Below are 22,525 nucleotides of genomic sequence, written 5' to 3' on the forward strand. Positions count from 1 at the left end.
GGGGCTCAGCGCCGCCTCAGGGCGCTCTCGAGGATGCCCTGACCGACCTCGAGGGTGCGCTGCACCTCGTCCGGCGTCAGCCGCAGCCGATCCGGCCGGAAGCTCAACGCGGTCACCCCGTTCCACGCCCCCCAGAGAAACCGCATCACCTCACGCGGGGGCACCTCCCGGACACTGCCGTCCGCCATCGCCTCGATCAGATCCTGTTCGACGATCCCGACCAGAGCCTCGACGCGGGCAGCGACCCGATCCTCGATCTCGACCAGCGCCGGGTCGGCCTGCGGATCGAGGACCCGCAACGCCACCATCTGGAAGTGCTCGGGGTATTCGAGGGCGAATCGCATGTACGCGTGCCCCGCAGCGAGGACGCGGTCGAGCGGCGGGAGCGCCCTGTCCACCGCGGCCATCGCCTCGGTGTTGACCTCGAGCGCCTGGTCGACCAGCGCGAGGTAGAGGCCCTCCTTGGATTGGAAGTGGAAATACACCGCACCCACCGAGACGTCGGCGGCTTCGGCGATCTCCTCGATCGTCGCGCGCCGCACGCCCCGCGCGGCGAAGAGTGTGCGGGCAGCCGTCATGATCGCCCCTCGTGTCCGGGCGCGGCGGCGGTCCGGACGACGGGCACGCCGATCGAGGGCGGGGGTCCCCGACGGGTCTGCAGGTTCGGTGTCCATGCGCGAAGTGTCTGCGGCGCTAACGCGCGCGGTAGCGCCGCTGCGCCGTCCGGGCCATACCGCAGAAACCGATCGACGTCGTGACGAAGGATCCCGCCACCGAAGCCAGGTACGCCGGCCGATCCTCGAGGTCCGGCCGGAATGCCAGCGGGAGGAAGGCGAACGCATTCGTCCAGGCGCCCACCGCCAGGGCCGTCGTCGTGAGGCGCGGAGCCGCGGGGACGGCCATCCCGCAGATCGCCGTGAACCCGCCGAGCATGGCCAGGTCGAGGTGCCACTGCCGGATTCGTTGCGGCGCACGGATACCGAGTGCACGCATCGTCTCCGGCCGCTTCCTGACCGCGGCGAAGACCCAGCCCGACAGCGCGCCGGCGGCGAGTTCGGTCAGCCCGCTGACGACGAGGGCCGACGGCGCTGTAGTGACGAGCGCCGGCGGCGCCGTGGTGACGAGGGCCGGCGACACTGTGGTCATATCACTGCCGCTCATCGGAGGGCTCCTTCGGGCCGATGCGCCAGATGCCCGCGGGTCCGGGCGTACTGCGTCCGGCCGTAGGGATTCTGATAGGCCCACGCGAGGGTGGGAAGGACACCGCGTTTCTGCAGCCAGAACCGGTCGGGCAGCGGTCGTGGAGTCGACCGGCCGAGCACGACGTCGGCGACCGCGAGCCCCGGGCCCTCGTCGCGCCGGCGGAGTGCCAGGACCGTGCCGTCGGCGGCGGTCACGGAGGCGCCGCCCTCGTAGTGGCCGCCGTAGGCCACCCCGACGAGCGGCATCGGACAGTTGAGCGATCCGGAGTGGGCCGCGTGCACGACGGGTGCGCCGCAGTAGGTCGCAAACACGGACGGCGCCTCGACGGCCCGGGTGCTGTTGCGCTGCTGGAGCCATCGGGTCAACGGGCGGGGCGGCCACGCCGGGATCGACCACCAGCCGGATCCGGACAACACGAGGTCGACCTGACCGGCCAGCCGCTCGGCGGTCTGGGTGCGCAGCAGCTCCCAGCACATCGCCGCGCCGATCATGTTCTCCCCGGCTGGAATCCGACCCGGATCCCCACCGCCGACGTACAGCGAGTTCTCCCACATCGTCGGGACGTCCTTGTCGTGCCGCCCGAGGATCGCACCGTCCGGACCGGCCAGGAGGAAGGCGTTCCGGACGTGCCCGTCGGCATCGCGGACGAGGCTCGAGCCTCCGATGTGGACGCCGTGGGTGCGGGCCAGATCCTGCAGCAGCCGGGTGGGCGCGCCGTCCGCGGCCGGCGCGTTCTGCGCCAACTCGGGCCGGTTCGCGACGCCCGTCGAGAAGAACTCCGGCAGCACGATCCATTCCGCGCCCTCGTGGACCGCCCGCTCCGCCAGGCCCGAGCACATTGCCAGGTTCGCGTCGATGTTGCCCACTTCGGCTTCCACCTGGAGCGCAGCCACACGTATCGATTTCGTCATCTCGACACCCAATCGTCGGGGCAAGTTCTGAACACGACTGCAAATCTGAATCCGACTCTAAAATTGTCGCCGGTCGGACACAAGAGGCCTGGACAAACGGGGCATTTCAACCCGGTATCGAAGTGGAAACGGCCGTCGCGGTCGATCCGGATCGGGCAGCACCCGCCCCGCCGGCGGCTCAGGCCTCCTGCGCCGCCTTCTCCGCGGCCTGCGCCTGCGCCACCTGCTTGGGCGTGAACGTGATGAACAGCGCGGCCACGCCCGCCAGGAGGGCGAGGATCGCACAGCCCAGCAGTGCGAACGTGTAGCCCTCGCTGAGCGCGGACAGTTGGTCCGGCGTCATGTACACGGCGACGCCGGAGATCCCGCCGAGCGACAGTGTCTTCGATGTGGCCATCGCGCCGACGATCGCGAGACCCACCGGGCCGAACAGCGTCTGCGCCACCTGGGCGATCGCGGCCAGCGGACCGATCTCGTGCGGGCCGACACCGGCGATCGCGCACAGCGGCAGCGGCACCACCGCGAGGCCGACACCGAAGCCGACGGCGACGACGAGCGCGAACAGGTTCCCGACGTAGGTGGCGGCGGCGTCGAGCGTTGACCCGTACAGCAGGCCGACGAACGTGATGACCATGCCGGTCACGACGAGCCAGCGGGCCTGGACCTTCACCGCGAGCTTGGACGCGACGAACGCGGCGGCACCGAGGCCGAAGGCGAACGGCACGAAAGCGAGGCCCGCACGCAGCGGCGTGTAGCCGAGGATGTCCTGGACGAACAGAGCCACGAACGGGGCCAGCGAGAACATCACCATGCCGACGAGGGCGATGGAGATGAAGGTGGCGACGCGGCTGCGGTTACGGAACAGGGAGAACGGCAGCAGCGGGTTCTCCGCGCGGCGCTCGACCGCGAGGAAGCCGCCGAGCAGGACCAGTCCGCCGATCAGCCCGACGAGGACCGGCCAACTTCCCCAGCCCATCTCGGGTCCCTCGGTGAACCCGTATACGACGGCCGCACAGCCGAGGGTCGCGAGGATGGCGCCCGGCACGTCCAGCTTGAGCCGCTCCGCCCCGGTCTCGGTCAGCGCACGGAACGCGAACAGCAGGATCACCACGCCGATCGGCACGTTGATGAGGAAGATCCAGCGCCATGACAACTCGGTGAGCGCGCCACCGATGATCAGGCCGGCGACCGAGCCGACACCCGTCATCGCCGCGAAGATCGCGATGGCCTGGTTGCGCACCGGCCCGGGCGCGAACGTCGTGGCCACCAGCGCCAGCGCGGTCGGTGACGCGATCGCGGCACCGACACCCTGCAGGGCGCGGGCGGCGACCAGCGTGGCCTCGTTGACCGCGAGTCCGCACAGCAGCGAGGTGATCGTGAACAGTGCGACGCCGCCGATGAAGACCCGTTTACGCCCGAAGGAGTCGCCCAGTCGGCCGCCGAGCAGCATCAGGCCGCCGTACGTGAGCGCGTACGACGTGATGACCCAGTTGCGGCCGGAGTCGCTGAGCCCCAGGTCCTCCTGGATCTTGGCGAGCGCGAGCGAGGCGACGGTGCCGTCGAGCACCATCATCAGCTGCATGCCGCTGAGGACGATGATCGCGAGGCCGAACGCCCGCGTGGTCACGGGGTACTTCACGACGGTGGAGTCAGACACGAGAGTTCACGTTACCGAGCGTCCGCGGAGAATCCGGCCACAGTGCCGATCACCACGATCGCCGGCGGTCGAATGTTCTCCTCGCGCACCCGCGCGGCGACGGTCGCGAGGTCGGCCCGCAGCACCCGCTGGGTGCGCAGCGTCCCCTCCTGGATCACGGTGACCGGGGTGTCGGCGGGGCGTCCGCCGTCGGCCAGGACGGCCGCGAACTGCTCGATCCGCTCGACCGCCATCAGCAGCACGATGGTCCCGCGCAGCTTCGCGAGCGCGGACCAGTCGACCAGCGAGTCCGGGTGGTCGGGCGCCACATGCCCGCTGACGACGACGAACTCGTGCGTCACACCACGGTGGGTGACGGGGATCCCCGCCGCGGACGGCACCGAGATCGCGCTGGTGATGCCGGGAACCACGGTCACGGGGACGCCGGCCGCCGCGCACGCCTCGAGTTCCTCGAAGCCGCGGCCGAAGACGTACGGGTCCCCGCCCTTCAGCCGGACGACGAACTTGCCGGCCTTCGCGCCGTCGATCAACGCGGCGTTGATCGCCTCCTGCGCCATCGCCCGGCCGTACGGGATCTTCGCGGCGTCGATCACCTCGACGTGCGGGCCCAGCTCGGCCAGCAGTTCCGGAGGCGCGAGTCGGTCGGCGACGACGACGTCGGCGCGCGCGAGCAGGCGACGGCCGCGCACCGTGATGAGGTCCGGGTCGCCCGGGCCGCCGCCGACGAGCGCGACACCGGGTGCGGGCGCCTCGTCGGTGTCGGAGACCGCACCGGACTGCAGCGCCTCCACCAGTGCGGTGCGCACGGCTGCGGACCGGCGGTGTGCGCCTCCGGCGAGGACACCGATGCTGAGCCCCTCGTAGGTCCCGGTGGCCGGCGTGACCGCGGTGCCCTCGCGGGCGCTGTCGGCGCGGACGCAGAAGATGCGGCTGCGTTCGGCCTCGGCGACGATCGCCGCGTTGGTCGCGGGTTCGTCGGTGCAGGCCATTGCGTACCAGGCGCCGTCGAGGTCGCCGTCGCGGTAGTCGCGCAGTTCCAGCGTGATCTGTCCGGACGTCGCCATGCCCTCGACCGCGGGCGTGACCTCGCGGGCGATGAGGTGGACGCGGGCACCGGACGCGACCAGCAGGCCGAGGCGGCGCTGCGCGACGGTGCCGCCACCGACCACCACGACACGACGGTCCGTCAGGTTGAGCCCGACCAGGTAGCTGGTCTCGTCACCGGCGGAAGCAGACACTCGTCTCCCCGTTCTCACAATTCATGCGGATGTTCACTCGACAGATTTCGAAACATTACGGGCGACGGCGGCGGTGCCGCCAATGGAGTCGGCGGCGGTGCCGCCAATGGAGTCGGCGGCGGTGCCGCGAATGGAGGCGGCGACCGTCACGCCATTCGCGACGCGTTTGGTCACGGCCAGCGCTCCCCCGCCGCCGGCGAGGATCGCGGCCGCCTCGGCAACGCTGGGGGTTCCGACCGCGTCGGCGACCGCGCCGGCCGGGTTCGGCACCGACACCGCCGCGAGACGCTCCGGCGGGTACCCGACGAGGCGGGCGCCGAGAATCTCGGCCGCGTCCACGAACGGCGGCTGGGCCGCCTTCCGGTCCAGCGTCGCCAGGACTCCCACCGGGTGGTCGCCGTACACCGCTCGGACGGCGGCGACGATGTCCGCGGCGCGCACCCCGGTTCCGGCGCCCACGCCGACACACAGGTCACCCACGGGCGGCCTCGACGAAGCGGCGGACCGATTCCGGGTTCCCGGCCGGATGGGTGTGCAGGTACGACGCGTGGACCGAGCCCGCCGGCCCGCCGACGAAGCCCTCCCGCTTCGCCCCCGCGTCCCATGCCCGCCAACCCCAGGCCGGACCGTAGTGGTCGGCGGTCTCGGCGACGAGCGAGGTGCGGTGGAACTCGTGCCCGGCCACGCGGGTTCCCGCGTCGAACAGCACCGAGTCGGTCACCGCGACGGCCTCCCGGTAACCGAGAGTCAGGCGTGACCCGAACTGCGCGTCGACGTCGACGACCCCGGCCATCGGGTGCCCGTCGAGGCTGCGGGTGAGGTACAGCAGGCCGGCACACTCGGCGTGGATCGGGGCACCGTCCGAGGCGAGCAGCCGAATCTGCTGCAGCAGAGTCGTGTTCGACGACAGCGCCACGGCATGCTCCTCGGGGAAGCCTCCCGGCAGCACCAGACCTGCTGTCCCGGAGGGCAACTCGTCCTGCAACGGATCGAACGTGACGACGTCGGCGCCCGCGGCGTCGAGTAGTTCCCGGTGCTCGGCGTACCCGAACGTGAAGGCGACGCCACCGGCGAGCGCGACGACCGGCCGCGGCCCGGCCGGCGCGGGTCCGACCTCGGCGACGGGATCCCACGCGGCGGCCTCGACGGACGAGCGTGCGAGCGTGCGGATCGCGGGCAGATCCAGGTGCGCGGCAGCCAGTTCCGTCATCGCGTCGACGGCGTCGGTCGCGGCCCGGCCGTGCTCGACCGCGGGCACCAGACCGAGATGACGTGACGGCACCTCGAGTTCGGCCAGACGCGGGACCGACCCGAGCACCGGCAAGCCCACCCGCTCGCACGCCTGCCGCAGCACCTGCTCGTGCCGGGCGCTGCCGACGCGGTTGAGGATCACCCCGCCGATGCGCACGGCCGCGTCGTAGGTCGAGAAGCCGTGCAGGACCGCGGCCAGACTCTGGCTGTGGCCGCGCGCGTCGACGACGAGGACGACCGGCGCACCGAGCGCCGCGGCGATCTGCGCGGTCGATCCCTCGGCCGACGGTTCCGTCGATCCGGGATCGATCTTGCCGTCGAACAGTCCCATCACACCCTCGACGACCGCGATGTCGCAGCCGTCGCTGCCGTGCCGGAACAGCGGACCGATCCGGTCGGCGCCGACGAGCACGGTGTCGAGGTTGCGGCCGGGACGCCCGGCGGCCAGCGCGTGGTAGCCGGGGTCGATGTAGTCGGGTCCGACCTTGAAGGGTGCGACCCGGTCGCCGGCGGCGCGCAACGCCCCGACGAGGCCGGTCGCGACGGTCGTCTTGCCGCTGCCCGACGCGGGTGCGGCGATGACGACCGCGGGAGTGCTCGGGCGGATCACACTCGCTACCACTCGATACCGCGCTGGCCCTTGCGGCCTGCGTCCATCGGATGCTTGATCTTCGTCATCTCGGTCACCAGGTCGGCGGCGTCGATCAGTGCCTGCGGCGCGTCCCGGCCGGTGATCACGACGTGCTGATTGCCGGGGCGTGACCGCAACACCTCGACAACTTCCTCCGTGTCCACCCAACCCCACTTGAGCGGGTAGGTGAACTCGTCGAGGACATAGAACCGGTGCGTCTCGGCCTCGAGGCGGCGGGCGATCTCGCGCCAGCCCTCGAGTGCGGCCGCGGCGTGGTCCTCCTCGGTGCCGTGCTTGCGGGACCACGACCAGCCCTCGCCCATCTTGTGCCACTCCACGGCGCCGCCGACGCCACCGGTCGCGTGCAGGTCGCCGAGCGCGCGGAACGCGGCCTCCTCACCGACCTTCCACTTCGCGCTCTTGACGAACTGGAAGACGCCGATGTCGAAGCCCTGGTTCCAGGCGCGCAGCGCCATGCCGAACGCGGCCGTCGACTTCCCCTTGCCGGGTCCGGTGTGGACCGCCAGCACCGGCAGATTGCGACGCTGACGCGTGGTGAGCCCGTCGGCGGGCACGTTCTCGGGTACGCCCTGAGGCATGTGCAGTCCCTTTCTCGGGCTTGTCTTCTCGGTCGGTGATTCAGGCGGCGGCGCGGACGACGCCGGCGACCTGCTGCGCCGACAACTCCGCGAGGCGCACGCAGCCGCCGCGCAGGTCGCGCGCCAGTTCGGCGGCCAGGCCGAGCCGAACCATGCCGGTCTCGCAGTCCACGACGATCGAGGCCACACCGGTGTCGGCGAGCATGCCGGCGGCCCGCTTGGCGCGTGCGACGGCATCCTTGCCGCCGGTGGCGCGGCCGTCGGTGAGGGACACCACCAGCGTCCGGCGGCGCGGATCCCGCACCCGCTCGCGCAGCACGACGTCCCGCGCACGCAGGAACCCCTCGGCCAGAGGCGTGCGCCCACCGGTCCTCATCGCGCGCAGGCGCCGCACCGCGACGTCCACCGACGACGTGGGCGGCAGCACCAGTTCGGCGTCCTGGCCCCGGACGGTGATCACGGCGACCTTGTCCCGGCGCTGGTAGGCGTCACGCAGCAGCGACACCACGGCGCCGGTGACCGCCGAGAGCCGGTCGCGGGCGGCCATCGAACCGGACGCGTCCACCACGAACAGCACCAGGTTACCCTCGCGCCCCTCCCGGATCGCGCCGCGAATGTCGCTGGGCGCCAACCTCATCGGTCCACTCACGCGCCCGCGGGCGGTCTGGTGTTCGGCGGCGGCGAACAGCGTGCCCACCAGGTGCAGACCGGCGCCCGGCTGGTTGGTCGGGCGCACGGTGCGGCCACGGGTCGAGCGGGAACGCGAGCGCCGGCCGGGGGCGCCGTCGCCCACGCCGGGAACCTCGAGCAGACGCGCCCGGAACTGGGGGCCCGGGGCGCCCACCGGACGCTCGGCTCCCCCGCCGGAGGCCGGCGAATCCTGCTCGGTGGATTCGGTATTCGGCGCCTCCGACGTCGACTCGGCGGGGGTCTCGCCGCCGCCGGGGCCGTCCGGGTCCGGACCGTCCGGGTCGGGCTCGGGCTCGGGCTCCTCGCCCGCGCGGGCGTCGGCGTCGGCCTTGTCCATCGCGTCGTCGAGTTGCTGCGGATCGAGACCGGGCTCGTCGAACGGATCACGTCGACGACGGTGCGGCAGCGTCAGTTCCGCGGCCACCCGCACGTCCTCCTCGGCGACGCTGTCCGCGCCGCGCCACGCGGCGTGCGCGGTGGCCGTGCGGGCGAGCACCAGATCGGCGCGCATGCCCTCGACGTCGAACGACGCGCACACCGACGCGATCCGCCGCAGTTCGGTGTCGGACAGCTCGACGGCGTCGACCGTCGCGCGGGCGGCGGCGATCCGGCGGGCCAGGTCGGCGTCCTCGTCGGCGTAGCGGGCGGCGAAGGCGTCGGGGTCGCGCTCGTAGTCGAGGCGGCGGCGGACGACCGCCATCCGGATGTCGACGTCGCGGGACGCGGCGACGTCGACGGCCAGGCCGAACCGGTCGAGCAGCTGCGGGCGCAGCTCGCCCTCCTCCGGGTTCATCGTGCCCACGAGCACGAACCGCGCGGGGTGCGAGTGGGAGACGCCGTCGCGTTCGACGTGGACGCGACCCATCGCGGCGGCGTCGAGCAGCACATCGACCAGGTGGTCGTGCAGAAGGTTGACCTCGTCGACGTACAGCACCCCCTGGTGCGCGTCGGCGAGCAGCCCGGGCTGGAAGGCGCGTTCGCCGTCCCGGAGCACCTTCTCGAGGTCGATCGAGCCGACGACGCGGTCCTCGGTGGCACCCACCGGCAGTTCGACGAGCCGCGCACGACGGCGCTCGCCCGCGTGCTCGACGTCGGGCAGCAGCGCGGCCAGCGCACGCACGACGGTCGACTTCGCGGTGCCCTTCTCGCCGCGCACCAGCACCCCGCCGATGCCGGGATGGACGGCGCAGAGGATCAGCGCGAGTCGGAGCCGGTCCTGCCCGACGACTGCGCTGAACGGGAACCCCGACGGCCCCGAACTGGCCTCGTGACTGTGACGCAACGATCGAATCCCTTCACTCCTCGGTTTCCGCGCCGAGAGCTTGGCGGTACGAAACGTCGCGGCATTCTGGCTTCGGGTCGATCGGATCGAACCCTTACAGTGGCGGGACCGCGCCTGATTCTCACAGGCTTCCCCGCAGACGTTTCTTCAGTTGCAGCACCCTACCGTGCTGCACCGGCGGCACGCTCCGGTGCCCCGACAGCACACTGCCGCGGCCCGGAGAAATTCCCAGGCCGCGGCAGTGTCATCGAAACTCAGACCGAGGCGGACTCGACCACGCGGTCGACCTCGGGCACCGAGGTCTCGCCGGCGTCGCCGAGCTCGAGCGCACGGTTGCTCCAGTCCCAGACCTGCTGGAACAGCGCCTGGTTGTCCGACAGCTTCTGGCCCAGCGACGGAACCATCTGCTGCAGCTTCGGCTTCCATGCCTCGAACTCACGCGGGAAGCAGCGCTCCAGGACGTCGAGCATCGCGGGCACGGCGGTCGAGGCACCCGGGGACGCTCCGAGCAGGCCGGCGATGGTGCCGTCCTCGGCGTTGACGACGGCGGTGCCGAACTCGAGGACGCCGCCCTTGCCCTTCTTGCGGATCACCTGGACGCGCTGGCCGGCGGTGATGAGCTCCCAGTCGCCACCGGTGGCGCGCGGCACGAACTCGCGCAGCGTCTGGATGCGGTCGGCCGGCGACTGCATCAGCTCACCGATGAGGTACTTGGTGAGGCCCAACTCGGTGAGGCCGACGCCGAGCATCGAGGTGAGATTGTTGGGCTTGACCGAGCCCGGCAGGTCGGTGACCTTGCCGTTCTTGAGGAACTTGGGCGACCAGCCGGCGTAGGGGCCGAACAGCAGGCCCTGCTGGCCATTGATGACGCGGGTGTCGAGGTGCGGCACCGACATCGGGGGCGCACCGACCGCGGCCTTGCCGTACACCTTGGCGCGGTGCTGCGCGATGAGCTCCGGGTTGGTGCAGCGCAGGAACTGGCCGCTGACCGGGAAGCCGCCGAAGCCCTTGGCCTCCTTGATGCCGGACTTCTGCAGCAGGTGCAGGGCACCGCCGCCGGCTCCGACGAACACGAACTTGGCGTTGACGGTCTTCTTCGCACCGGTGCGCAGGTTCTCGACCTTGACGAGCCAGCTGCCGTCGGACTGCTTGGTGAGGTTGCGGACCTCGTGACCGAAGAACACCTGGCCGCCGGACGCGCCGACGTAGCCGAGCAGCTGCTTGGTGAGGGCGCCGAAGTCGACGTCGGTGCCGGACTCGGTCCAGTTGAGGGCGACGGGGTCGGAGTAGTCGCGGCCCTTGGCCATCAGCGGCAGGCGCTCGGAGAAGAAGTCCTCGGACTCCGAGTACTCCATGCCGGCGAACAGCGGGTGGCCGGCCAGCGCGTCGTAGCGGGCGCGCAGGTACTTCACGTTGTCGGCGCCGTGCACGAAGCTGACGTGCGGGATGGGGTTGATGAACTCCTTGGGATCGGTGAGGATCCCGTTGTCGACGGCGTAGGCCCAGAACTGCCGGGAGACCTGGAACTGCTCGTTGACGTTGACGGCCTTGCTGATGTCGACGCCGTCACCCTTGGCCGGCGTGTAGTTCAGCTCGCACAGGGCGGAGTGGCCGGTGCCTGCGTTGTTCCACGGGTCGCTGCTCTCGGCGGCAGCCGCGTCGAGGCGTTCGAAGGTGGTGATCGACCAGTCGGGCTGCAGCTGACGCAGGATCGCGCCGAGCGTTGCGCTCATGATGCCCGCACCCACGAGCACTACATCGGTCTTCGCCACTACGTTCTGGTCTGACACTGGAGAATCGACTTCCTTGTCTGTTACACGCGACCTGTTCTGCACGCATCGTCCGCCCGGATCGCGCGCGTTGACCGGCCGTCCTACACCGATCGCGCCCATTCGAGACATTACGTGCACAGACCGCATTTCGCGCGCCTGTGGCGCTTAGGTTACCTGTGCGTCACCTCCCCCAATTGTGCCCCTCGCAAACGACTCTGTTGTGCCAATAGAGTGTGATCGTGACTACTTGGGCTCCCGACGTCCTGGGTGACGGATACCAGCAGCTGACCATCCCTCTGGGTTCCGATCCCGACGGGGAGGGCGAGGTCGAGGCCACTCTGGTCCGCTATCAGCCCGGGGCGATGACGGGAACGCGCGCCGTGCTGTACGTCCACGGGTTCACCGACTACTTCTTCCAGCAGCACCTCGCCGAGCATTTCGCCGAACAGGGCTACGCCTTTTTCGCCCTCGACCTGCGTAAATGCGGACGCTCGCGGCGCCCGGGGCAGACGCCGCACTTCGTCACCGACCTGCGGTACTACGACCGGGAACTGGACGAGGCCCTGAACCTCGTCCGCGCGCAGATCGGCGGCGGGCAGATCCTGCTGGTCGCCCACTCGACCGGCGGCCTGATCGTGCCGCTGTGGCTCGACCGCGTCGAGCGTCGGCCGGGCGGCTCCGCGGGCGCGGGTGTGGCAGGTGTCATCCTCAACAGCCCGTGGTTCGACCTACAGGGGCCCGCGCTGCTGCGCAACGCCGGCACCACCGCCGCGATCGACGCCCTGGGCCGGGTGTCGAGCAAGACGCCGGTTCCCGGGCAGAAGCTGGACACGTACGGCTCGAGCCTGCACGTCGGCGCGAACGGCGAGTGGGAGTACAACCTCGACTGGAAACCGCTCACCGGGTTCCCGATCACGTTCGGCTGGCTGCGCGCCATCCGCCGCGGCCACGCGCACCTGCACCGCGGACTCGACATCGGGGTGCCGTCGCTGATCCTCCGGTCGAAGCGCACGGTGTTCGCGGCGCGCTACAACCCCAGCGTGGATGCCGCCGACGCAGTCCTCGACGTCGACCAGATCGCCAAATGGGCCGGTTGCCTCGGCAACCGCACCACGATCGTCCCCATCGAGGGCGCCCGCCACGACGTGTTCCTGTCCACCGCGCAGCCGCTCGCGGCGGCGTTCCACGAAGTGGATCTGTGGCTGGACTGGCTCGACGCGCACCACCTCACGGCGACGGACACGGAACACGAGACGACCACCGGCAGCGAGACAGGAGCCCCTGCGTGACCCACTTCGACATCGCGATCATCGGCACCGGATCGGGTAATTCGATCCTCGACCAGCGTTACGACGGCAAGAAGGTCGCGATCCTCGAGGAGGGAACCTTCGGCGGCACCTGCCTCAACGTCGGCTGCATCCCCACCAAGATGTTCGTCTACACCGCCGAGGTGGCCCGCGCGATCACCGAGTCGTCGAAGCTCGGCATCGACGCGACGCTCGACGACGTGCGCTGGCACGACATCGTCAAGCGGGTGTTCGGCCGGATCGACCCGATCTCGGCGGGCGGCGAGCGGTACCGCACCAACGACTGCGCCGACGTGACGGTGTTCCGCGGCCACGCCCGCTTCGTCGGCCCGCGGACCATCGACACCGGTACCGGTGAGGTGATCACCGCGGATCAGGTGGTGATCGCGGCCGGGTCGCGTCCGACGATCCCCGCCGAGATCCTCGACAGCGGAGTCCGGTTCCGCACCAACGACGACATCATGCGGCTGCCGGAACTGCCCGAGCGCCTCGTCATCCTCGGCTCGGGCTTCATCGCCGCCGAGTTCGCGCACGTCTTCTCGGCGCTGGGGGTGCGCGTGTCGATCATCGGCCGCAGCGACCGCCTGCTCCGTCATCTCGACCGGGACATCTCCGACTGGTTCACCGAACTCGCCGGACGCAAGTGGGACGTGCACCTGGGCCACCCGATGGTCGCGGCCCGCACCGCCGGCAACGGCGTCGAGATCGAACTGTCCGACGGCACCGTCGTCGCCGGTGACGAACTGCTCGTCGCGGTGGGCCGCACCCCCAACGGCGACCGCCTCGACGCCGCCCTCGGTGGCGTCGCGGTCGACGAGTCCGGACGCGTGATCGTCGACGAGTACCAGCGCACCACCGCCGAGGGGGTGTTCGCGCTCGGCGACGTCTCGTCCCCGTACCAGCTCAAGCACGTCGCCAACCACGAGATGCGCGTGGTCCAGCACAACCTGCTGCACGACGCCTGGAACGACGCTGCGGCCGACTCGGTTTCACGCCTGCGCCGCACCGACCACCGGTTCGTCCCGGCCGCGGTGTTCACCGACCCGCAGATCGCCGACGTCGGGATGACCGAGGAGCAGGCCCGCGAGGCCGGCCTGGACATCACCGTCAAGGTGCAGAACTACAGCGACGTCGCCTACGGCTGGGCGATGGAGGACGACGAGGGCTTCTGCAAGGTGATCGCCGAGCGCGGCACCGGACGCCTCCTCGGCGCACACGTCATCGGCGCCCAGGCGCCCACGGTGATCCAGCCGCTGATCCAGGCGATGAGCTTCGGGCTGTCGGCGCAGGACATGGCCACCGGCCAGTACTGGATCCACCCCGCGCTGCCCGAGGTCGTCGAGAACGCGCTGCTCGGTCTGGAGATCTGAGCCGACTCGTCCACACCCGTCTCCGGTCGGGGCGGTTCCACCGAACCGCCCCGACGATCGTTGGCGCTGAGCTAGATTCGGCGCATGATGGGTTCCCGGATGGGCCGCCGTATCGTCACCGCGATCGCTGTCGCACTGGTCGCGGGCACGCCGCAGATCCTCACTCCCACAGCGTCGGCCGTCCCCGTCGCCGCACCGGCCCGCAGCACACCCGGGACCATCCTGGAGTCCGCCCCGCTGCCCCAGTCGTTCTGGCTGCCGGGCACCGGTGCCGCGTACCGGATCACGTATCTGACCACGGGCCCGCGGGGCGTCACCCCCAGCACCGGCCTGGTGTTCGTCCCGGACGGCACGCCTCCGACGGGCGGCTGGCCGGTCATCGCCTGGGCCCACGGAACCATCGGAGACTCCGACGCGGATGCCCCGTCGCGCAACGGGATCGACCCGGATAGCAGCCGCTACGTGACGAACTGGCTGGCCCGCGGTTACGCCGTCGCGGCCACCGACTACGTCGGCCTGGGTACGCCCGGTGTGCCGCCCTACCTGCACGGGGAGTCCGCAGCGCACAGCGTGATCGATTCGGTGCGCGCCGCCCGCGCCGTCGACGACACCCTCTCGCCGCGGTGGGCGGTCATCGGACTTTCCGAGGGTGGGCAGGCCGCTGTGTTCACCGCGCACGCCGCCACCGCGTATGCGCCCGAACTGGATTACCGCGGCGCGGTCGCGGCCGGCGTGCCGTCGAACATCGAGACACTCGCCCCGTTGGCGGGCCCCAACTTCCCACCACAGGGCCTCGCCGGGCTGACCAACTTCATGACGTTCGTGATCGCCGGATTCCGCGACATCCATCCCGAACTCGACGTGAACAGCTACCTGACGCCGATCGGCCGCACGCTGGTCGACGCCGCGCCGGAGCTACCGTACCGGGAGTTCGCCCGACTTGCCGCGAATGTCTCGGTGGCCGATATGCTTTCGCGGTCGCTCGACGATCCGGCACTGATGGCCGCATTGCGGGACTATCTGCAGGTGCCGACCTCCGGCTACGACCGGCCACTGATGATCGCGCAGGGGGCTGAGGACCCGACGGTGCCGCTTCCGTTGACAGTCAAGCTCATCACGGAAATGAACCTCGCCGGCACCCGTCCGGACTTCAGGATCTATCCGGCCGATCACATCGGCAGCCTGTTCGCCAACGAGGTGGACGCGGTCACGTTCATCACCAAGGCGTTCGCCTGCGACAGCGAATCGGACGATCCCGAGTGCGGACCCGGCCCCTTGGGGTCGTTGGGCTCGCTCGGGCCCGGAGGGGTCGTCGGCTCGCTCGGGTCGCTCAGCCTCCTCGGACTTCTCGGGTCGAACTGAGCGCGACCCGCCTGTCGGGCAGCCAGGCGTGCCAACCCGCGAGGAGCACCGCCAGCAGGGCGGCCGGAACGAAGTAGAGGAACGCGAAGATCGGTGCCGGCTGAAACCACGCACCGAACGAACCGACGAACAGAACGGCCGCGACCAGCACCCCGACCCAGCGCCGAAAGAACACGGCGGGGAGCAGGCACAGCAGCGCCGGGACGGCGAGCGCGGCCACGATCGACGGCCCGTAGGTGCGGGCGATCGACCGCTCACACTCCTCTCCGGGCATGATCCCGTCGTCCGGATATCCCAGCTCGCACGACGTGATCTGCATCATCGAACTGGTCGCGGCGACGACCGCCAGCCCCGCACAAACCCACGCCAGCAGGATCCACCCCGCCCGAACCGCATTCAGCATGCCCACCCCTTGTCGCCCTCACTGTCGTCGAATCGTGAAGGATTCCTCTCGGCCTCCGGGAGGAATCCTTCACGAACGGCCCGCTGCGAGGCCAGACACGCAGGGACCCCCGCGCCCGGACGGGGCGCGAGGGTCTCGGGGTAGCGGCGCGGAGCGTCTACTTGCGGTGCCTCAACGCCCGGACGATGCCGTCGCCGATCGACTGCAGGATCTGCACGAGGACGATGAGCACGACGACCGCGACCAGCAGGACCGGCGTGTTGAACCGCTGGTAGCCGTAGACGATCGCGAAGTCGCCCAGTCCCCCGCCGCCGATGACGCCGGCCATCGCGGAGTAGCCGACCAACAGCACCACCGTCAGGGTCGCGCCGGCGATCAGTGCCGAAACCGATTCCGGCAGGAGCACTTTCCGCACGATCTGCCCGTTGCTCGCGCCCATCGCCTGCGCCGCCTCGACGCGGCCGACGGGGACCTCGCGCAGCGCCGACTCGACCACGCGGGCGTAGAACGGGATCGCACCGATCGTCAGCGGCACGATCGCGGCGGTCGGGCCGATCGCGGTACCGACGATCAACCGGGTGAGCCCGATGAGCGCGATCATGAGGATGAGGAACGGCAGCGAGCGGAAGACGTTGACGATCGCGCCGAGCACCGCGTTGACCGCGCGCTGCGGCCACAGCCCGCTCGGGGAGGTCACGTGCAGGATCACCCCGAGCAGCACGCCGCCGATGACGGTGAGCACGAAGGAGATCCCCACCATGTAGAGGGTCTCCTGCGTCGCCTCCCACACCTCGGGGAGCGAGTCCTGCCAGGACAGCTTGTTCATGCGATTCGTCCTTCGATCCGGGACTCGGGCCCCCAGGAGAGCGTGGTGCCGGGCTGCGCCTCGACGAACGCCGCGACGTCCGCGCGGGACACGTCGGGGCCGAACCGCAACCGCAGACGGCCCACGGTGACACCGGCGACCTGCTCCACCCGGCCGCCGACGACGGAGATGTCGACGTCGAGCTTGCGGACCAACTGTGCGAGCCACGGGCCGTGCGCCTCGTCGCCGATGGTGGTGACGAGTGCGGTGTCGGCGTCGTCGCCCACGGACGGGTCGTCCCCGACCGGGACGATCGCCGCTCCCAGCACCGAACCGGGTGTGCCGACGAGGTCGAGGATGCGTCCGGTCTCGGCGATCCGGCCGTCCTCGAGGCGCGCCGCGGACGTGCAGATACGGCGCAGGACACCCAGTTCGTGGGTGATGAGCACGACGGTCACGCCGATGGAGCGGTTGAGTTCGGCGAGCAGGTCGAGCACCTGGTCGGTCGTGTCGGGGTCGAGAGCGCTGGTCGCCTCGTCGCACAGCAGGACGTCCGGGTTGGACGCCAGGGCGCGGGCGATGCCGACACGCTGCTGCTGCCCGCCCGACAGCTGCGACGGGTACGCCTTCTCCTTGCCGCCGAGCCCGACGAGTTCGATCAGCTCGTCGGCCCGGGCGCGGCGCTGCTTGCGGTCCATGCCCGACAGCTCGAGCGGAAACTCGACGTTGGCCCGCACGGTCCGCGAGTGCAGCAGGTTGAACTGCTGGAACACCGTGCCGATGCGGCGACGCGCCTGACGCAGACCGGCACCGCTGAGCTGGGACAGGTCGTCACCGCGGAGCACGATGCGCCCGCTGGTCGGCTGCTCGAGCAGGTTCAGGCACCGCAGCAGCGTGGACTTGCCCGCGCCGGACGGCCCGACGATGCCGAAGATCTCCCCCTCGGCGATCTCGAGATCGATTCCGCGGAGGGCCGCGACCTCCCCCGTGCCGGCGGCCGCGGGGAAGGTCTTGACCAGGTTCTCGACGCTGATCATCAGCTGGCTGCGTGGACCGGGACGACGGAGCCGGAGTAGTTCTCCTGGATCCAGGTGGCGGTCTCCGGGGACTCGAGCGCCTCGGCGAGCGCCTTCACGCCCGGATCGTTCTCGTCGGCGGCGCGGACGACCAGCAGGTTCGCGAACGGGTTGTTCTCGACCTTCTCCGACAGCAGCGCGTCCTTTGCCGGCGTGAGGCCGGCCTCGATCGCGTAGTTGGAGTTGATGACCGCGGCGGTGATCTGCGGGTCGCCGAGGTTGCGGGCGATCTGCGAGCGCTCGATCTCGACGAACTTCAGGTTCTTCGGGTTGCCCTTGATGTTCGCCTGGGTGACGACGGACAGATCGGCCTCGGCGAACGGCTTGTCCATCTGGATCAGGCCGGCCGACTCGAGCAGGTACAGGCCGCGCGCGAAGTTGGTCGTGTCCTTGGGCAGCGCGATGGTCGAACCGTCCGCGAGCTGGTCGACGGCGGTGATCTTCTCCGAGTACAGACCCATCGGCTCGAGGTGCACGTCGGCGACGGAGACGAGGTCGCTCACACCCTTCTGCTTCTGCCAGTCCGCGAGGTACGGGGCGTGCTGGAAGTAGTTGGCCTGGACGTCGCCCGCGACGAGCAGCTCGTTGGGGTCGATCTCGCCGGTGACGGGCTTGATGTCGAGCTTGACGTCACCGAGCACGCCGGAGTCGGCGATGTGCTCGAGGATCTCGACGTGCGGGGTGCTGGATGCGGAGATCACCAGCGTCTCCCCGTCGCCGCCGGACGAGCAGGCGGCCAGGCCCACGGAGAGCAGTGCGGCGGCGGACAGAACAGCTGTGCGGCGCAAGAACATTGAGAGGTACCTTCCGAGATTGTGGAGACGGTCAGCCGCGCAGGGCGGGCAGGTCGAGCAGGTCGCGGTGGTACCGCTCGGTGACGTTGGGGTGGGCGCGCAGGCGCGACTTGAGGGCGTTGAGGCCGTAGCGGGCATGCAGGGTGCCGCCGTGCTGGTCCGGGCCCACGCCCGCGGCCTCGGCCGCGAGTTCGGGCGAGAGCGGCACGGTGGGCAGGGCCTGGTCGTAGCCGGGGTTGAGGAAGAACGGCAGCGAGACCCGGTCCTTGCCGGCGGCCGGCGGCAGCACCCGGTGCACGGTCGCCTTGAGGTAGCCGCCGGTGGCGACCTCGAGCAGTTCGCCGATGTTGACCAGCAGGTGGCCGGGGAGCGGCTCGACGTCCAGCCAGCCGCCGTCGGTCTCCACCTGGAAGCCCGTGCTGCCCGGTTCCGGGTAGAGCAGGGTCAGGGCCCCGACGTCCTTGTGGCTGCCGACGCCCTGATCGGTGACCGAGCCGTCGTGGCCCGGGTAGCGCGCGATCTTCAGCAGTGGGTCGGGGTCGGCGAAGGCGGTGTCGAAGAAGTCGGCCGGCGCGCCGAGCGACTGCGCCCAGCCGCTGATCAGGCGCAGGCCGGCGACCTGGGCCTGGCTCGACCATTCGAGCGCCAGTTCACGCAGCCGCGGGACGGCGGTCGGCCACAGGTTGGGCCCGTGCAGTACGTCCCACGGGCGGTCCAGGTCGATCGGGTCGACCGCGGCGCGCTCGGGTCCGATGTCGAGCTGCTCGCGCCAGTCGATGTAGCCCTGGGTGCGCTCGCCGCCGACGCGGGTGTAGCCCCGGAAGTGCGGCGAGTTGCTGTTCTCGATCTCGAGCTTGTCGGTCTCGGGCAGCGCGAAGAACTCGCGGGCCGCGGCGACCAGGTCGTCGGTGAGCTGCTGGTCGATGCCGTGACCGGTCAGGTAGAAGAAGCCGATCTCGTGCGTGACCTTGCGGAGCGCGTCGACGTCGAGGTTCTCCAGATCGATGATCGGGAGCGAGTGGGCGGACATGGAACGGATCCTTTCCCCACGGGCACCGGAGATTGCTGGCGCTGCGACGTATGGGTGCCCGGTGGGAGGAATTCGCACGGGGATGCGGGACGGCCTTCGAGTGCCGTCGCGCGAAGCTGTCTCGTCTCAGCGCTGACGCATGCAACAACAACCACCGCGCATTCGCGTGGTGGCGACGGTTGCTGCGGAGCCGCGCATCGGAGACCTTCCCGATCGAGATCGTGACCCGGCGTGCCGGATCGGACATGCCAGTGACAGGAGGCTAACGCGCTCACCGCGAATAGTTCAAATCGTACGTATACGCACGGCGACGAACGGCGACAATTGCGAGACGAACGGTCGGAACTGTTCACCTGACCTGCGAGGACCGGTCCCCGGCCGGCTCCGCCGTCGAGGGTGATTCACCGTCGGTCCGACGGATCGGCCATCTCGAGCGCCTTCGCGGTGAAGACGCGATAACCGCGGTGCGGACGGTAGCCGTGGATCTCCGGCGTATCGAGGCTGCGGATGAACGAGAGGATCTGCCGGCTGAACACCTGCCCGGGCACCAGCACGGGGAAGCCCGGCGGATACGGGGTGACGAAGGTCGCGGAGACCACCGGACGCCCCGATTCCGTCGCCTCCTCGACCTCGTCCGCGGTGAGGTACTCGCACCGGGTGTCGTCGTAGGCCAGGAAGAAGGCCCGACGCACATCCCCGTCGGGAGTGGCTGCAGCGCCGTTCTTTTCGAGGAAGATCGGATGGAATCCGCTGAAGTCCGGCAGCGGCGCCGTGGGGTTCGTCAACCGCATCACCGCCGCGTCGTGATACCCGCGTTCGATGGTGCCCATGTCGGCGAGGTGTTCGTCGAGCTCGTGGGCGAACTTGACCAGTACCTCGACGAGGTAGGCGACCGAGCTGCGGGTGGTGCCGATGTTGGTCATGAACAGCACCGTGTTGCGCGAGGTCTTGTTGATCTGGACGCCGTAGCGGTCCATCAGCTCGGCCCGCTTGAAGGTGTCGCCGTCGATACCGGTCGACCCGATGTAGAGCGTGATCCGCGACGGGTCGAGCACGAACTCGTCGGACCGCCAGGCGGAGACCATGGCGCGCAGGCCGCCGCGCAGCGGCTGATCGATGCGTGAGGGGCGGAACTCGTCGGGAATCAGCTCCGCCGTCGACAGGCAGTGCATGTACTTGCTCAGCAGCGGATGGTGGTCGACCGAGTCCCGCAGCCGCATCGCATTCTCGACCTGCTTCTGCACCAACTCGGCACCCTCGAGGTCGGCCTGCCGCCGGCCGAGGTCGAGCGAGGCGAGGATCTGGTAGTTGGGCGAGGTGGAGGTGTGGGCCATGTAGGCCTCGTGGAAGGTCTCCTCGACCTTCTGGTCGAACTCCTGGTCGAAGACGTGGATCATCGAGCCCTGACGCAGCGAGGTCAGCGTCTTGTGGGTGGACTGGGTCGCGTAGACCCGCACCTTGGCGCGGACCGGGTCGGGCATCAGACGCCGGTCGAGCAGCGTCGCGTCGTCGGCGCCGCGCACCTGCTCGGCGTACTCGGCGTACTCGGCCCGATACCCGGGATCGCGCAACCGCTCGCGCACCGCCTGCGCCGCATGCATCGCGGTGCGGGTGCGATAGACGGGATGGAACCGGGCGAACGCGAACCACGCCTCGTCCCACAGGAACACCAGGTCCGGTTTGATCGCCAGACATTCCTCGACGACACGCTCGACGTCGTAGATGACACCGTCGAAGGTGCAGTTGGTCAACATCACCAGCTTGACCCGGTCGAGCTTGCCGGCTTCTCGGAGTGCGAGCAGCTTGGACTTGATCTCCCTCAGCGGCACCGCGCCGTACATCGAATACTCGTTGAGCGGATACGCGTCGAGGTACGTGACCTGAGCGCCGGCGAGCATCAGGCCGTAGTGGTGGGACTGGTGACAGTTGCGGTCGACCAGGACGATGTCGCCCGGCGCGACGAGCGCCTGGACGACGATCTTGTTTGCCGTCGAGGTGCCGTTGGTCACGAAGTAGGTCTGCCGCGCCCCGAACGTCCGCGCCGCCAGGCGCTGCGACTCGCGGAGCGGACCGGTCGGCTCGAGCAGCGAGTCCAGTCCGCCGCAGGTGGCCGAGGTCTCGGCCAGGAACACCTCCAGGCCGTAGAAGTCGACCATGTCGGAGATCCAGTGCGAGTTGACGATCGACTTGCCCTGCGAGATCGGCAACGCGTGGAACACACCGGTCGGACGGTAACTGTATTCGCGCAGCGCGCTGAAGAACGGGGTTCGATACCGCGACGCAATTCCCTCGAGCAGGCTCAGGTGCAGATCGAGCGACCCCTCCCCGGCATGGAAGACCCGGCGGAAGTACTGACCGAGCTGACCGGCGAGATCCTCGACCGCAATCTCGGTCATGAGGTACAGGTCGAGTTCCGGGCGGGTGTCGGTGAGCTCGACGGCCAGAATCCGCGTCCGCTCCTCCGGTGTGTGCCCGGCGAGCTTCTCCGCGATGTCCGTGTAGATGAAGTTGGCGAGCGCCGACAGATCCCTCCGGGACTGATGGGAGAAGCGGCGGCGGATCACGCACGCCTGCAGATTCACGTTCAGGCGCGCCGCGATGACCGCGTCGTCGCCGCTGCCGACGACGACGAGTTCGTAGATGAACTGGTCGTCCGGCCTGCGCCAGGCGCGCAGTTCCTGGCGCAGCGCGCGCTCCTGCGCCTCGGTCATGGTCTCGACCACCAGTACCTCGAAATAGTGGGGTCGGGATCCGCCCGCACCCCCTTCGTCACGGCGGGGCGTGTCCGTCGCGACCGCCTCGAGGTCGCCGTCGACCGGGGAGACCGGAGTACCGCTCCGATAGGAGCCGGTGACCAGCGCCCGGTTGATCCTCGCGACGGTGCGCGAGAACTTGTCGTACACGCCGGTGGTGAACAACCGCTGGGTCTGCGAGAAGACCTGCGGCCCAGGGAAAGCCCAGTACCGCTCGAGCGGTCGCAGCTGGTCGAGCAGGTTCTCGACCCGTTCGAGCAGCGGACCGATCGGCGCCCCGCGGGCCGCCGCACCGGCCAGGTGCGCGCTCGCCCCCTCGAGCCGGCACCACGAGTCCGCACGGAACTGCCACATACTGTTGTAGGCCCGCGGATTCACCTCAGCCATCACA

19 protein-coding genes and 1 riboswitch are annotated in these 22,525 nt (G+C 70.0%); of the genes, 3 read left to right on the forward strand and 16 right to left on the reverse strand.

Annotated elements, in window-relative coordinates:
- Positions 1 to 5 precede the first annotated feature (5 nt).
- From EGT67_RS10210 to mqo, 10 genes are all read right to left on the reverse strand, one after another.
- The gene (locus EGT67_RS10210; RefSeq protein WP_127915952.1) at positions 6 to 674 is read right to left on the reverse strand and encodes a TetR/AcrR family transcriptional regulator; all 669 of its coding nucleotides are present in this window, start codon (positions 672 to 674) and stop codon (positions 6 to 8) included.
- Between the two features lie 19 nt (positions 675 to 693).
- Positions 694 to 1,161: a hypothetical protein gene (locus EGT67_RS10215; protein ID WP_241565962.1), complete on the reverse strand. Its 468-nt coding sequence runs from the start codon at positions 1,159 to 1,161 to the stop codon at positions 694 to 696.
- Positions 1,158 to 2,114 carry a carbon-nitrogen hydrolase family protein gene (locus tag EGT67_RS10220; RefSeq protein WP_127915953.1) on the reverse strand — a complete coding sequence of 319 codons (957 nt, stop codon included), beginning with the start codon at positions 2,112 to 2,114 and terminating at the stop codon, positions 1,158 to 1,160. The genes EGT67_RS10215 and EGT67_RS10220 overlap by 4 nt, the downstream gene beginning before the upstream one ends.
- Before the next feature lie 178 nt (positions 2,115 to 2,292).
- Positions 2,293 to 3,696 carry an MFS transporter gene (locus EGT67_RS10225; RefSeq protein WP_127916069.1) on the reverse strand — a complete coding sequence of 468 codons (1,404 nt, stop codon included), beginning with the start codon at positions 3,694 to 3,696 and terminating at the stop codon, positions 2,293 to 2,295.
- An 86-nt stretch (positions 3,697 to 3,782) separates the two neighbouring features.
- Complete coding sequence (cobA, locus tag EGT67_RS10230) at positions 3,783 to 5,009, reverse strand: uroporphyrinogen-III C-methyltransferase (RefSeq protein ID WP_127915954.1); 1,227 nt, start codon at positions 5,007 to 5,009, stop codon at positions 3,783 to 3,785.
- 33 nt (positions 5,010 to 5,042) lie between these two features.
- On the reverse strand, positions 5,043 to 5,489 hold the full coding sequence (locus tag EGT67_RS10235; protein ID WP_127915955.1) for a cobalamin biosynthesis protein: 447 nt from the start codon (positions 5,487 to 5,489) through the stop codon (positions 5,043 to 5,045).
- On the reverse strand, positions 5,482 to 6,870 hold the full coding sequence (locus EGT67_RS10240; RefSeq protein ID WP_421958112.1) for a cobyrinic acid a,c-diamide synthase CobB: 1,389 nt from the start codon (positions 6,868 to 6,870) through the stop codon (positions 5,482 to 5,484). Before EGT67_RS10240 ends, EGT67_RS10235 begins: the two co-directional genes overlap by 8 nt.
- Positions 6,871 to 6,875: 5 nt before the next feature.
- On the reverse strand, positions 6,876 to 7,490 hold the full coding sequence (gene cobO, locus EGT67_RS10245; RefSeq protein ID WP_127915957.1) for a cob(I)yrinic acid a,c-diamide adenosyltransferase: 615 nt from the start codon (positions 7,488 to 7,490) through the stop codon (positions 6,876 to 6,878).
- A 40-nt stretch (positions 7,491 to 7,530) separates the two neighbouring features.
- Positions 7,531 to 9,462 (reverse strand): VWA domain-containing protein, encoded by a 1,932-nt coding sequence (locus EGT67_RS10250; RefSeq protein WP_127915958.1) that lies wholly within the window; start codon positions 9,460 to 9,462, stop codon positions 7,531 to 7,533.
- 51 nt (positions 9,463 to 9,513) lie between these two features.
- Positions 9,514 to 9,607, reverse strand: a riboswitch (adenosylcobalamin-variant (AdoCbl-variant) riboswitch).
- 109 nt (positions 9,608 to 9,716) lie between these two features.
- On the reverse strand, positions 9,717 to 11,252 hold the full coding sequence (mqo, locus tag EGT67_RS10255; RefSeq protein WP_206612337.1) for a malate dehydrogenase (quinone): 1,536 nt from the start codon (positions 11,250 to 11,252) through the stop codon (positions 9,717 to 9,719).
- A gap of 221 nt (positions 11,253 to 11,473) precedes the next feature.
- Here mqo and EGT67_RS10260 point away from each other — a divergent pair, with 221 nt between their 5' ends.
- The 3 genes from EGT67_RS10260 (at position 11,474) to EGT67_RS10270 (ending at position 15,273) form a co-directional block, all read left to right on the forward strand.
- Entirely contained in the window at positions 11,474 to 12,523 is a 1,050-nt protein-coding gene (locus tag EGT67_RS10260; protein WP_164877523.1) for an alpha/beta hydrolase, read from the forward strand.
- Entirely contained in the window at positions 12,520 to 13,911 is a 1,392-nt protein-coding gene (gene mtr / locus EGT67_RS10265; protein ID WP_127915960.1) for a mycothione reductase, read from the forward strand. The genes EGT67_RS10260 and mtr overlap by 4 nt, the downstream gene beginning before the upstream one ends.
- Positions 13,912 to 13,995: 84 nt before the next feature.
- Positions 13,996 to 15,273, forward strand: a complete 1,278-nt coding sequence (locus tag EGT67_RS10270; RefSeq protein ID WP_127915961.1) for an alpha/beta hydrolase — start codon at positions 13,996 to 13,998, stop codon at positions 15,271 to 15,273.
- Here EGT67_RS10270 and EGT67_RS10275 read toward each other — a convergent pair.
- From EGT67_RS10275 to EGT67_RS10300, 6 genes are all read right to left on the reverse strand, one after another.
- Positions 15,242 to 15,676, reverse strand: a complete 435-nt coding sequence (locus EGT67_RS10275) for a hypothetical protein (RefSeq protein WP_127915962.1) — start codon at positions 15,674 to 15,676, stop codon at positions 15,242 to 15,244. The two genes, EGT67_RS10270 and EGT67_RS10275, sit on opposite strands and share 32 nt — an antisense overlap.
- Before the next feature lie 157 nt (positions 15,677 to 15,833).
- The gene (locus EGT67_RS10280) at positions 15,834 to 16,502 is read right to left on the reverse strand and encodes a methionine ABC transporter permease (RefSeq protein WP_127915963.1); all 669 of its coding nucleotides are present in this window, start codon (positions 16,500 to 16,502) and stop codon (positions 15,834 to 15,836) included.
- On the reverse strand, positions 16,499 to 17,518 hold the full coding sequence (locus tag EGT67_RS10285; protein WP_127915964.1) for a methionine ABC transporter ATP-binding protein: 1,020 nt from the start codon (positions 17,516 to 17,518) through the stop codon (positions 16,499 to 16,501). Before EGT67_RS10285 ends, EGT67_RS10280 begins: the two co-directional genes overlap by 4 nt.
- Entirely contained in the window at positions 17,518 to 18,351 is an 834-nt protein-coding gene (locus EGT67_RS10290; protein ID WP_127915965.1) for a MetQ/NlpA family ABC transporter substrate-binding protein, read from the reverse strand. The genes EGT67_RS10285 and EGT67_RS10290 overlap by 1 nt, the downstream gene beginning before the upstream one ends.
- 31 nt (positions 18,352 to 18,382) lie before the next feature.
- Positions 18,383 to 19,381, reverse strand: a complete 999-nt coding sequence (locus EGT67_RS10295) for an isopenicillin N synthase family dioxygenase (protein ID WP_127915966.1) — start codon at positions 19,379 to 19,381, stop codon at positions 18,383 to 18,385.
- A gap of 401 nt (positions 19,382 to 19,782) precedes the next feature.
- Positions 19,783 to 22,521, reverse strand: coding sequence for an aminotransferase class I/II-fold pyridoxal phosphate-dependent enzyme (locus tag EGT67_RS10300; RefSeq protein WP_127915967.1), 2,739 nt, complete (start codon positions 22,519 to 22,521; stop codon positions 19,783 to 19,785).
- Positions 22,522 to 22,525: the final 4 nt, after the last annotated feature.

Source organism: Prescottella agglutinans (assembly GCF_004011865.1).
Taxonomy (GTDB): Bacteria; Actinomycetota; Actinomycetes; order Mycobacteriales; family Mycobacteriaceae; genus Prescottella; species Prescottella agglutinans.